Annotated in this window: 13 protein-coding genes; 9 read left to right on the top strand and 4 right to left on the bottom strand. The window is 64.2% G+C overall.

Translation table 11 applies throughout. From position 1 onward, the window contains the following. Nucleotides 1-62 precede the first annotated feature (62 nt). Together nth and IE126_RS04615 are read left to right on the top strand one after the other, a co-directional pair. The gene (nth, locus tag IE126_RS04620) at nucleotides 63-707 is read left to right on the top strand and encodes an endonuclease III (protein ID WP_189380281.1); all 645 of its coding nucleotides are present in this window, start codon (nucleotides 63-65) and stop codon (nucleotides 705-707) included. Further along, the gene (locus tag IE126_RS04615) at nucleotides 704-1696 is read left to right on the top strand and encodes an adenosine kinase (RefSeq protein WP_189380280.1); all 993 of its coding nucleotides are present in this window, start codon (nucleotides 704-706) and stop codon (nucleotides 1694-1696) included. The genes nth and IE126_RS04615 overlap by 4 nt, the downstream gene beginning before the upstream one ends. A 239-nt stretch (nucleotides 1697-1935) precedes the next feature. On the opposite strand, the gene IE126_RS04610 is transcribed toward IE126_RS04615, so the two are convergent. Further along, on the bottom strand, nucleotides 1936-2574 hold the full coding sequence (locus tag IE126_RS04610) for a ribonuclease T2 family protein (protein WP_054300828.1): 639 nt from the start codon (nucleotides 2572-2574) through the stop codon (nucleotides 1936-1938). 127 nt (nucleotides 2575-2701) lie between these two features. On the opposite strand from IE126_RS04610, the gene IE126_RS04605 reads away from it, so the two are divergent. Then, nucleotides 2702-3445, top strand: coding sequence for a DUF1013 domain-containing protein (locus tag IE126_RS04605; RefSeq protein WP_054300827.1), 744 nt, complete (start codon nucleotides 2702-2704; stop codon nucleotides 3443-3445). A 57-nt stretch (nucleotides 3446-3502) separates the two neighbouring features. Beyond that, nucleotides 3503-4399, top strand: coding sequence for a ketopantoate reductase family protein (locus IE126_RS04600; protein ID WP_189380279.1), 897 nt, complete (start codon nucleotides 3503-3505; stop codon nucleotides 4397-4399). Here IE126_RS04600 and IE126_RS04595 read toward each other — a convergent pair. Both IE126_RS04595 and IE126_RS04590 read right to left on the bottom strand, forming a co-directional pair. After that, nucleotides 4396-5334, bottom strand: coding sequence for an alpha/beta hydrolase (locus IE126_RS04595; RefSeq protein WP_189380278.1), 939 nt, complete (start codon nucleotides 5332-5334; stop codon nucleotides 4396-4398). The two genes, IE126_RS04600 and IE126_RS04595, sit on opposite strands and share 4 nt — an antisense overlap. A gap of 2 nt (nucleotides 5335-5336) precedes the next feature. Then, entirely contained in the window at nucleotides 5337-5621 is a 285-nt protein-coding gene (locus IE126_RS04590) for an SCP2 sterol-binding domain-containing protein (RefSeq protein WP_054300824.1), read from the bottom strand. A gap of 82 nt (nucleotides 5622-5703) precedes the next feature. On the opposite strand from IE126_RS04590, the gene IE126_RS04585 reads away from it, so the two are divergent. The 5 genes from IE126_RS04585 (at nucleotide 5704) to IE126_RS04565 (ending at nucleotide 10735) form a co-directional block, all read left to right on the top strand. Beyond that, on the top strand, nucleotides 5704-6276 hold the full coding sequence (locus IE126_RS04585; RefSeq protein WP_108128841.1) for a tetratricopeptide repeat protein: 573 nt from the start codon (nucleotides 5704-5706) through the stop codon (nucleotides 6274-6276). A 12-nt stretch (nucleotides 6277-6288) separates the two neighbouring features. Then, entirely contained in the window at nucleotides 6289-9171 is a 2883-nt protein-coding gene (locus IE126_RS04580; protein WP_189380277.1) for a helicase-related protein, read from the top strand. Beyond that, complete coding sequence (locus tag IE126_RS04575; RefSeq protein WP_229825222.1) at nucleotides 9172-9537, top strand: RNA-binding S4 domain-containing protein; 366 nt, start codon at nucleotides 9172-9174, stop codon at nucleotides 9535-9537. A 55-nt stretch (nucleotides 9538-9592) separates the two neighbouring features. Further along, a complete protein-coding gene (gene fdxA / locus IE126_RS04570) occupies nucleotides 9593-9931 on the top strand; it encodes a ferredoxin FdxA (protein ID WP_054300822.1) in 339 nt (112 codons plus the stop codon). A gap of 294 nt (nucleotides 9932-10225) precedes the next feature. Beyond that, nucleotides 10226-10735, top strand: coding sequence for a CarD family transcriptional regulator (locus tag IE126_RS04565; protein WP_054300821.1), 510 nt, complete (start codon nucleotides 10226-10228; stop codon nucleotides 10733-10735). Between the two features lie 48 nt (nucleotides 10736-10783). Here IE126_RS04565 and cobS read toward each other — a convergent pair whose 3' ends face one another. Then, nucleotides 10784-11548 carry an adenosylcobinamide-GDP ribazoletransferase gene (gene cobS / locus IE126_RS04560; protein WP_189380276.1) on the bottom strand — a complete coding sequence of 255 codons (765 nt, stop codon included), beginning with the start codon at nucleotides 11546-11548 and terminating at the stop codon, nucleotides 10784-10786. Nucleotides 11549-11593 lie beyond the last annotated feature (45 nt).

The following is an 11593-nucleotide window of genomic DNA, read 5'->3' as shown; positions in this document are numbered from 1 at the left end:
CCTTCGACCCGGAATATGCGGCTTCGCTTGGCAGCAGACCAAGGGCGCGCTAGGAGGTCGGCATGGCGAAGCAACTTGATTACCATACGATCCGCACGATCTTTACCCGGTTTCAGGCCGCCGAACCCGAACCGCAGGGTGAGCTGCATTACGTCAATGCCTATACGCTGCTGGTGGCGGTCGCGCTGTCCGCCCAGGCCACTGATGCCGGGGTGAACAAGGCCACACGGCCCCTGTTCGCCACCGTGGATACGCCGCAGAAGATGCTGGATCTGGGGCTTGAGGGGCTGACCGAGGCGATCAAGACCATCGGCCTCTTTCGCCAGAAGGCGAAGAACGTGATCCGCCTGTCGGAGATTCTGGTCAACCAGTATGGCGGCGAGGTGCCCTCGTCCCGCGCGGCGCTGCAATCCCTGCCCGGCGTGGGGCGCAAGACCGCCAATGTCGTGCTGAACATGTGGTGGCATGTGCCTGCTCAGGCGGTGGATACCCATATCTTTCGTGTCGGCAATCGTACCGGCATCTGCCCCGGCAAGGATGTCGATCAGGTCGAACGCGCGATCGAAGACAATATTCCGGCCGAGTTCCAGCAACACGCCCATCACTGGCTGATCCTGCACGGCCGCTACATCTGCACCGCACGCAAACCGCGCTGCGCCGATTGCCTGATCCGCGATCTGTGCCCCTACGAGGAAAAAACTGCATGAAGAAGTTTCAGGTCGTCGGCATCGGCAATGCCATGGTCGATGTGCTGTCCCATGCCGAAGAGGCGTTTCTTGAAACGAACGGTATCGGCAAGGGCATTATGCAGCTTATAGACATGGAGCGTGCCGTGACGCTTTACGACCGGATCGGCCCGGCCAAGGAAATTTCGGGCGGATCGGCGGCCAATACCATTGCGGGCATCGCCGCACTGGGCGGGCGGACGGCCTATGTCGGCAAGGTGAAGGACGACCAGCTTGGCCGCATCTTCGCCCACGACCTGCGGGCGCAGGGCGCGGTCTATGAAACCGCGCTGGCCCCGGCGGGCAGCGAACAGGAAACCGGCCGCTGCATCGTTCTGGTGACGCCGGACGGGGAACGCTCGATGAATACCTATCTTGGCTGGTCCGAGTTCCTGACCCCCGCCGACATCGACGAGGCCCAGATGGCCGAGGCGGACTGGATCTATCTGGAAGGCTATCGCTTCGATGGCCCGGAAAGCCACGCGGCCTTCGCCAAGGCGATCCGCGCCTGCAAGGGGGCAGGGGGCCGCGTCTCGGTCACGCTGTCGGACCCGTTCTGCGTCGAACGCCATCGCGATGCCTTCCGCAAGATGATCCACGATGACGTTGACCTGCTGTTTGCCAACCGGGCCGAGATCATGTCGATGTATCAAACCGACGATTTCGAGACTGCCCTGCAAGCCGCTGCTGCCGATGTCGCCATCGTGGCCTGTACGGAAAGCGAGAAGGGCGCCCATATCCTCGCCGAGGGCCAGCGCTGGCACGCGCCAGCTTACCCGACGCGGATTGTCGACGCGACCGGCGCGGGCGACCTGTTTGCCGGGGCCTTCCTCTGGGGGCTGACCAACGGCCATGGCTATGAAATGGCGGGCCGCATGGGTTGCCTTGCCGCCTCCGAGGTCATCAGCCACATCGGCGCACGTCCCGAGGCTGACCTGAAGGAAATGTTCCGCAGCCACGGGCTGATCTGAACACAAGTGCCGCCCTCCTCAGGCCCCGGCGGGGCCATCGTCATGCGGCATTGCCATGGGCGGTGGTGCCGCTGGTGCTTTCGATACAGCGTTTCAGCGACGGCGCGGGAGGAGTTTGAGTATTTGATCAAGAAGCAATACAGGCCGCAGAGAGCCGTTTTGGCATCCCCTTGTCCGCCTTGCCTTGCTTCTTGCAGAAATACTCGTCTTGCCCGGTCGAAGCTGCGCAGGTGGGCTGGTCAGCGGATGGGTTCCAGCACCGCATCCTTCAGTCGGCAGTCACGGATCGCGTCAGCGCCGCAGCGACGGGGGCGCAGATCCTTGGTCAGGCAGATGCGGATTTCCTGAATCATGCCGCTGTCGCAGGTGACTGTGATCTGGTCGGGGGAAAGGCCGGGGTTGGCCTCCAGAAATGCACCTTCCACCACATCGGCGGGGACTTTCAGGCGTTTGTCGATCATCGGGAAGACCTTTGGAATCTTCACCGTGGCGAAAGCGCGGCGCAGGCTGTCGTAATAGCTGCGCGCAGACAGGCCGGAACAGCGGCCATGTTTCTTCCACTGATACCATGCAAGTCCCGAGGCGCCCATGATGTCGGCCATCGTCTCGCTTTCCGCGCGGGAAGGATCGCGTTCGGTGGTGCGGCAGTAGCTGGGCCAGCCTTCCTCATATTGCGGCCAGAGCCCGTGCAGGGTGAAGGCGCGTCCCGCGCCTTTGCGGCATTCCGGGGCGCCGCGGGCGTCCCCCTCCAGCGCGCACCAGTTGGGCGACCAGCTGAGAGACATGACGTAGTAGTCGAAGTCGCCGGCTTTCTCGCCCCCGGCAAACGCGGCGGTGGAGATCAGGGAAGCGAGAGTGGCCCCGAGCAAGATGCGCATTTTCTCTTTCCCCCGCAGTAAAATCGCACTATAAGGCGCGCCAGACTTCCCCGAAAACGTGGAAATCGCGGGCCTCGCCCGCAGCCGTTTTCCCGGCGCGGGAAAGATTTGTAAAGGAGTGATCCTCATGTCGAAACCCCTTATGGCCAAGGCGACCGCGGTCTGGCTGGTCGACAATACGACGCTGACCTTCAGGCAGGTCGCCGATTTCTGCGGCATGCACGAGCTGGAAGTGCAGGGCATTGCCGATGGCGATGTGGCGACCGGCGTGAAGGGGTTCGATCCGGTGGCGAACAACCAGCTGGACCCGATCGAGATCGAGAAGGGGCAGAAAGATCCCTTCTACAAGCTGAAGCTGAAGTTCAACGCTGCTGCCGTGGGCGAGGACAAGCGTCGCGGGCCGCGCTACACCCCGCTGTCGAAGCGCCAGGACCGTCCGAATGCGATCCTGTGGCTGGTGAAGTTCCATCCCGAGCTTTCGGATGGCGCCATCGGCAAGCTGGTCGGTACGACCAAGCCTACCATCCAGTCGATCCGCGAGCGGACGCACTGGAACATCCAGAACATGCAGGCGATCGACCCGGTCGCGCTGGGGCTTTGCCGTCAGTCTGAACTGGATGCCGCCGTGCAGGCCGCCGTGCGCAAGAAAGCGGCCGAGGGTGGCGTGATGAGCGACGACGAGCGTCGCAAGCTCGTGTCGACCGAACAGTCGCTGGGCATGGCGCCCGAGCCGAAGATGCCGGGGTCGCTGGCCGGTCTGGAGGCCTTCACGCAGGTGGAGAAAGAGGAAAACCCCGCCGATTACTCGGATGCGGACAGTTTCTTCAATCTGCCACATGGCGATGACGACGAAGAAGAAGACGACAACTGATCGTGAGACCCCGGCCAAGGTGCCGGGGTTTTCGTTTCTGCGGACAGGGAGGCAGGAATGGGCCGGATCGCGGTGATGGGGGCGGGGGCTGTCGGCTGCTATTATGGCGCAATGCTGGCGCAGGCGGGCGAGGAGGTTGTGCTGATCGGCCGTCCCGCGCTGGCCAGCGCTGTTGCAGGTCAGGGGCTGATCATCGACCGGGCGACGGGGCGCGAGGTGGTGCACCTGCCGGTGGCGACCGATCCGGGGGCGATAGCCGGGGCTGAGCTTGTGCTCTTTTGCGTGAAATCTCAGGATACCGAGGCGGCGGGACGGCAGATCGCGCCGCATCTGGCGCCCGATGCGGTGGTGCTGAGCCTTCAGAACGGCGTGGGAAATGCAGAGAGGCTGGCGGCGTTTCTGGGGCGGCCTGTGATTCCGGCGGTGGTCTATGTCGCGGTCGGGATGACGGCGGCGGGACATTTGCGCCACCACGGACGTGGTGATCTGGTGCTGGGCGATGCGCCGCAAAGTGCGGCACTGGCCACGCGGTTCGCGGCGGCGGGCATTCCGACCGAAGTCTCCGCAGGTGCCGAAACCGCGCTTTGGGTCAAGCTGACCATCAACTGTGCCTGGAACGCCATTTCTGCGCTGACCCAGCAGCCCTATGGCCGCATCCTCGCCGCACCGGGGGCCGAGGGGGTGGTTTCTGGCCTCGTTGCAGAATGCCGGGCGGTGGCGGCCGCCAGCGGGATCACCCTGCCCGAAGGGCTGGAGGACGATGTGCATCGCATTGCCGAGACGATGGCGGGGCAAATGTCCTCGACCGCGCAGGATATGGCGCGCGGGCGTGCGACAGAGATCGGGTTTCTGAATGGCGAGATCGTCCGGCGCGCCGGGCTTCTGGGCATTCCGGTTCCGCTGAATGCGGCCATGACGGTGCTGGTGCAACTGGCCGAGGCGCCGGCCGTCTAGGATTGCGCGGCGAAGAAGGCGTTGGTCTCGGTCAGGAAGCGGCCGCGATGGGCTGGCAGCTCCATCATAACCTCATGTTCCGCCTTCGCGAAAAGCTCCAGCCGGCCTTGCGGCCAGGCGGCCATGCGACGGCGCACGGCGCGGGGGCTGATGATGCGTTCCGAGGTGCCAAGCGCGGTGAGCGCGGGTGTGGCGGGGGCGGGCAGGGCTTGCAGCGCCTGCATCTCGCGGAAGGCGGCATGCAGCCAGGTCAGCGACGGGCCGCCAAGTGCCAGATCGGGATGGGCCGTGGCCTGCTGGCGCATCCAGCTCCAGATCGCGGGATCGCGGGTCAGCATGTTGCCGCGGAATTTCGCGTGCAAAACATAGGTCTGCCGTGTGGTCGTGGGGGTCAACAGATGGCCATGCCCGCGTTCATGCAGCACACGCGACAGGGTGACGGCGACGGGTTCCACCGTCGGAAACAGCCGGATGCCCCACATCGGGGCGGAAAACACGGCGCTTTTCACCGGCAAACCGCGTAACAGCGCCCGCAACGCGATGCAGCCACCCATGGAATGACTGAGGAGATGCCAGGGTTCAGGCAGTCCTTCGGCCCGTGCAAAATCCAGCACCGCCGTGACATCCTGCTGGTATTCGTCGAAATCCTCGACATGGCCCAGCATCGGATCGGGGTGGCGGCGCTGCGACAGGCCCTGGCCGCGCCAGTCGGGCGCCAGCACATGCCAGCCCGCACCCGTCAGTGCGACGGCAGCAGGCCCATATTTCTCGGCATATTCCGACCGGCCCTGAAACAGCAGGACCGTGCCGCGCGCCGCCCCGAAGGGTGCCCAATGGGCGGCGCGCAGTTTTGTGCCATCGCCCGCCGCGAGCCAGACCGCACGGCCGCCTTCGGGGCCCTGCGCGATATCGGCGTAAAACGGCGCGGCGGTCATGGTCAGCTCAGCACGGAGCCGAGTTTCATGGCCATTCCCATGCTGCCGTCGACCTTCAGCTTGCCGGTCATGAAGGCGGTGGTCGGGTTCATCTCGCCGTCCAGAATGGCGCGAAATACCTCGGTATTCGCGGTCAGGGTAACATCGGCCTCTTCATCGCCCGCGTGGACGCCCGTCGCGTCGATCATGATGGCGCCTTCCCCCGGAATGACGAATTTCGCCACACCGTCGAAGCCCGATACTTTGGCTGACAGGGCCTCGACCGCTGCATTGATCACGTCGCTCATATTCTTGCCTCCTCGCTGTGCCATCCCCGGAATGTGACCCGAGGGTTATGGCATTTCCCCGTGCCTTGGATAGAGTGTAGATATGAAAGTCCTGTTGACGCTTCTCAATCTTGCCGTGGCGGCAGTTTTCGCACTGGCGCTTGGTGACGCTGCGGCGCAGGCGGGGCCTGCCGAGGATGCAGCGACGCTGGACCGGCTGTTTGCCGATCTGAAGACGACGGATGATGCCGGGGCGCGTGCCATCGAAAGCGATATCCAGCGGATCTGGTCGCGTTCCGGTTCGGCTTCGATGGATCTGCTGCTGGAACGCGGGCGCAAGGCCATCGACCAGGGCGATGCGGAAACTGCCATCGACCATCTGACCGCGCTGACCGATCATGCGCCCGATTTCGCCGAAGGCTGGAACGCACGGGCCACGGCCTATTTTCTGGCCGGTCGCTACGGGCAGTCGGTCAGTGACATCCGGCATGTTCTGGCGCTGAACCCGCGCCATTTCGGCGCGCTGGCCGGGTTTGGGATGATTCTTGAGCAGCTTGACCGAAAACCTCAGGCGCTGGAAGTCTATCGGGCGGCTCTTGCTATACATCCGCATATGCAGGCGGTATTGGAAGCAGTGAAACGCCTGGAAACTGAAACCTCCGGGCAAAGCATCTGAGACAACGAACCTATGGTCCTTCAGCGACGGGTCACGGCGGTCCTGGGACCGACGAACACCGGCAAGACGCATTACGCCATTGAAAGGATGCTGGGGCATCGGACGGGAGTCATCGGCTTCCCGCTGCGCCTGCTGGCGCGCGAGGTCTATGACCGTATCGTCAAGGCGCGCGGGCCTTCGGTGGTGGCGCTGGTCACCGGCGAGGAACGCATCGTGCCGGAACGGACCCAATACTGGGTCTGCACGGTCGAGGCGATGCCGACGGACATCGGCGCTGATTTCCTGGCCATCGACGAGATCCAGCTTTGCGGCGACCCCGAGCGCGGCCATGTCTTCACTGACCGGCTGATGAATGCGCGCGGACTGGTGGAGACGATGTTCCTCGGGTCCGATTCGATGCGCCCGGCGATTGCCGCGCTGATCCCGCAGACACAGTTCGTGCGGCGTGACCGTTTGTCGACGCTCAGCTATACAGGTTCGAAAAAGATAAGCCGGATGCCGCCACGCTCGGCCATCGTCGGGTTTTCTGTTGATGATGTCTATGCCATCGCCGAGCTGATCCGCCGCCAGAAGGGGGGCTGTGCAGTGGTGATGGGCGCGCTTTCGCCGCGCACCCGGAACGCGCAGGTCGCGCTTTATCAGAATGGCGAGGTCGATTACCTGGTCGCCACCGATGCCATCGGCATGGGGCTGAATCTCGACATCAAGCATGTCGCCTTTTCTGCAACCCACAAGTTCGATGGCCGCCGGATGCGGCATCTGTTCCCGCACGAGATGGGGCAGATCGCCGGTCGTGCCGGGCGGCATATGGAGGCAGGCACTTTTGGCGTGACGGGCGAGGCCAGCCCGCTGGACGAGGATCTGGTCGCCGCCATCGAGGAGCACCGCTTCGCGCCTGTCCGCAAGCTGATGTGGCGAAACGACGCGCTGGACTTCGGCTCGGCCGAGCGGCTGATCGCCTCGCTGGAGGCGCCGACCGGCAATGAATGGCTGATGCGCACGCGCGAGGCCGACGATCTGATGGCGCTGAAGGCGTTGACGCAGATGCCCGACATGGCCGACCGGCTGCGCGCCGGGCCGCGTGCGGTGAAATTGTTGTGGGATGTCTGCCGCATCCCCGATTTCCGCTCGACCACCGGCTCCGATCATGTGGGGCTGCTGCACCGGCTGTTCGGCTTCCTTCAGGATGGGCGTATCCCGGCTGACTGGCTGAAAAAAGCTGTTGCGCGCATTGATCGCAGCGACGGCGATATTGACGCGCTGTCAAAACGTCTGGCCTATATCCGCACCTGGACTTACGTTGCGCAGCGCAAAGGGTGGGTCGAGGATGAATCCCATTGGCGCGACGAAACGCGCGCTGTAGAAGACCGCCTGTCGGATGCGCTGCACGCGCGGCTGACGCAGAGATTTGTCGACCGCCGCACATCGGTCCTGATGCGGCGGTTGAAACAGAAGGAGAGCCTTGTGGCTGAGGTGAATGACAAGGGTGAAGTGACGGTGGAGGGCGAATTCGTCGGCCGTCTGGAGGGTTTCCGCTTCGGTCAGGATGCCTCGGCTTCGGGTGAAGAGGCGCGGGTGATGCGGCAGGCCGCCTACGAGGCGCTGCGCCCCGAGTTCCATCTGCGGGCGGATCGCTTCTACAACGCCCCCGATACCGAGATGGATTTCACCGAACAGGGTGGCCTCATGTGGGGCAGCGCTGCCGTCGGCAAGCTGGTGGCGGGTTCGGATGCGATGAAACCGCAGGTCGAGGCCTTCGTTGACGAAGAGGCCGGGCCGGAGGTGACCGAGAAGGTCAAGCGTCGTCTTCAGCATTTCATCGACCGCAAGGTTGCTGCGCTGTTCGAACCGCTCACGAACCTCAACCGCGACGAAAGCCTGCAAGGGCTGGCGCGCGGCTTTGCCTTCCGTCTGGTCGAAGGGCTGGGCATCGTCAGCCGCGAAAGCGTGGCCGATGATGTGAAGGCGCTGGACCAGGAGGCGCGGTCGTCGCTGCGCAAGCATGGCGTGCGCTTCGGGCAATATACGATCTTCCTGCCGCTGCTGCTGAAACCCGCGCCGACCCGGCTGCGTCTGGTTCTGTGGTCGTTGGCCAAGGGGCTTCAGGAGTTTCCTGAAAGCCCGCCGCCGGGCCTTGTGACCATTCCGAACATCCCGGATGTGCCGAAAGAGCATTATACGCTGGCCGGCTATCGTCCGGCGGGCACTCGTGCCATTCGCATCGACATGCTGGAGCGTCTGGCAGATCTGCTGCGCGCCAAGGACAGCCGTGCTGGGTTTGAGGCCACGCCCGACATGTTGTCGATCACTGGCATGACGCTGGAACAGTTCGCGGATCTGATGGGCGGTCTGGGCTACAAGGGCGAAAAGGGCGAACGCGCCAAGCAGCGCCGCGCCGAAGCTCCGGCTCCGGTGACCGAAGGCAGCGTGGCGCCGATTCCCGAAGAAGTTTCGGTTCTGGCACCTGCCGAGGACACCACGGCCCCCGAGGCGGTGGAAGGCGAAGCTGCTCCCGAGATGGAAGTGTTTTACACGTTCACCTGGGCACCGCGTCCGCGGAATGAAAACCGTGGTCCGCGCCGCGAGGGGCAGGGCAATCGCGGTCCGCGCCGCGAGGCGGGCGAGACGCAGGGCAACCGTCCTGAACGTGCGCCGCGGGAAGCCCGCGAGGGCGGCAAGCGTGAGGATCGTCCGCGAGGTGATGCGCCGCGTCGCGAAGGCAAGCCGGGCGGTAAGCCCGAAGGCCGCCGTGACGAGCATCGCAAGGGCGGCAAACCCGGCAAGGACCAGGGCCACAAGCCCAAATCCTACGAGGCGCGTCCGCCCCGGGCTGAAAAGCCCATCGACCCCGACAATCCGTTTGCGGCATTGCTGGCGCTGAAGGGCAAGGTCTGATTGGCCAAACACCGTTCCGAAGCGGCCCGGAAAGCCGATGGGGCACCGCCGCGTGTGACCATCCGGCTGGACAAGTGGCTCTGGCAGGCGCGATTCTTCAAATCGCGTCCGCTCGCCTGTGCCGTGATTGCCGAAGGGCACCTGCGGCTGAATGGCAATCGCTGTCTCAAACCCGGGCAGCAGGTGGGGGAGGGCGACACGCTCACCTTCCCGCAGGGCCGCCGCATCCGTCTGATCCGGGTGCTTGCCCCCGGCCAGCGGCGCGGACCCGCGACCGAGGCGCAGACGCTTTACCTCGATCTTGATCCGCAGCCCGCCGGAGCGGAGGACGCTTCTGCCGGGGATGACACTTCGTCGCTTGAATGAGCGGGCGCGTTGGACTAGAGCAACAGCCCAGAAACGACTGACCGGGGTTTGAGTCATGACCTATGTGGTGACTGATAACTGCATCGCCTGCAAATACACCGACTGTGTCGAGGTCTGCCCGGTAGATTGCTTCTACGAGGGTGAGAACACGCTGGTGATCCACCCCGATGAGTGCATCGACTGCGGTGTCTGCGAACCGGAGTGCCCGGCGGATGCCATCCGCCCGGATACCGAGCCGGATATGGACAAATGGGTCGAGTTCAACCGCAAATATGCCGAACTCTGGCCGGTGATCACCCAGAAGCGCGATCCGCTGCCCGAGGCCGAGGCGCGCGACGGCGAAAGCGGCAAGCTGGAGAAATACTTCTCGCCGAATCCGGGCGAAGGCTCCTGATCCGGCGACGGCCCCCGATTCGCGAACGGAAGGGGTGACGCGGCGTAAGGTCGCGCCTTTTTGTGCGTTTGGGCGCGTCGGCGAACCTGCTGCGTGTATGGTCGCAGTTGGAATCAGGTCGTTTTTGTGTTATATCTCTGAAACAAACAAAGCACGGTTGCCCGCTTTCCGCCTCGGGACTGCTCGCCTGAGACGGTCATCCATGTGACATTCCCCCATTTTGCCGATGCTCTGGCATCCGGCGGGGGAATTTGTTGCGCCCGGGTTGGCCCTGCGCATGAGGAAGCCGCTGGAATGACCAAGACCAAGAAGCCTGAGTTCCGCCCGAACGAGTTTGTTGTGTACCCGGCCCATGGTGTCGGCAAGATCATCTCGATCGAAGAGCAGGAAATCGCCGGTATCCATCTCGAACTCTTCGTGATCTCGTTCGAGAAGGACAAGATGACGCTGCGTGTGCCGACGCACAAAGCGACCGAAATCGGGATGCGTCAGCTTTCGACGCCGGATGTGGTGAACAAGGCGCTGGACACGCTGAAGGGCAAGGCGCGGGTGAAGCGCGCCATGTGGTCGCGCCGGGCGCAGGAATATGACCAGAAGATCAACTCGGGCGATCTGCTGTCGATTGCTGAAGTGGTGCGCGACCTGCACCGCAATGATGACCAGCGCGAACAAAGCTATTCCGAGCGTCAGCTTTATGAAGCCGCGCTGGAGCGTCTGACCCGCGAAGTCGCCGCCGTTTCCGGTGTTGACGAAGCGCAGGCGCAAAAGACCGTTGATCAGGTGCTGACCTCGCGCGCGGCCTGACCTGCCTGAAATCCGTTGAAAGGCCGCGCTGATGCGCGGCCTTTTGCGTTACAGCAGTGTGCAGGCGGCGGCCAGCGCGGCCAGCTCCCCCAGTTGCTGACTGGCCCCCAGAATATCGCCGGTTTGCCCGCCGATCTTGCGCCGGGCCAGAACGGCCAGCGCGAGTGTCATGGCCGCGACCCAAAGTGCCATGATCAGGGCCTGGCCCCCGGCCACCCCCAGCGCCAGAACGAATGCGACGAGCATGGCCAGCAGGGCCGCCGTGGCATCGGGGCGACCGACGGACTGGCTCAACCCGCTGCCACGCGCATTGGGCAAAAAGCTGATCAGGGCCACCATCGGCGCCCGTGACAGGATGGCGGCGGCGATCATCGCGCCCCAGGCCCCGGTGCTGATCAGCGCGGTGACTGCGCTCCACCGGGCCAGCGTCACCAGTACCAGCCCCATGACGCCATAACTGCCGATATGGCTGTCCTTCATGATTTCCAGCCGCCGTTCGCGCGTCCAGCCGCCCCAGAGCCCGTCACAACTGTCGGCCAGCCCGTCCTCGTGCAGCGCGCCCGTCATCAGCGTGCCCAGCCCGAGAAAGACAGCTGCTGCAAGGCTGGCGGGCAGACCGAACCAGCCACCCAGCGCCGCGCCAAGGCTTGCCAGACCGCCCAGCACCAGCCCGGCCACAGGCCAGGCCCAGACGGCAGGCGGGTTGGGAAAACGGGTGGGGGCGGGCAGGGGCAGGCGGCTGAGCAGGCTCAGCCCGGCGCGCGCCTCGGTCCACAGGCGCGCCGCAAGGGTCTCGGGGTCGCTCTGATACATTGCAATGCCCTTTCCGGGATGGTTTTCACCCGTGATCCTCGCTAG

Source organism: Gemmobacter nanjingensis (assembly GCF_014652195.1).
Classification (GTDB): Bacteria; Pseudomonadota; Alphaproteobacteria; order Rhodobacterales; family Rhodobacteraceae; genus Gemmobacter; species Gemmobacter caeni.
The sequence above is the reverse complement of the archived record's forward strand: the minus strand, read 5'-3'. Positions and strand labels throughout refer to the sequence as shown.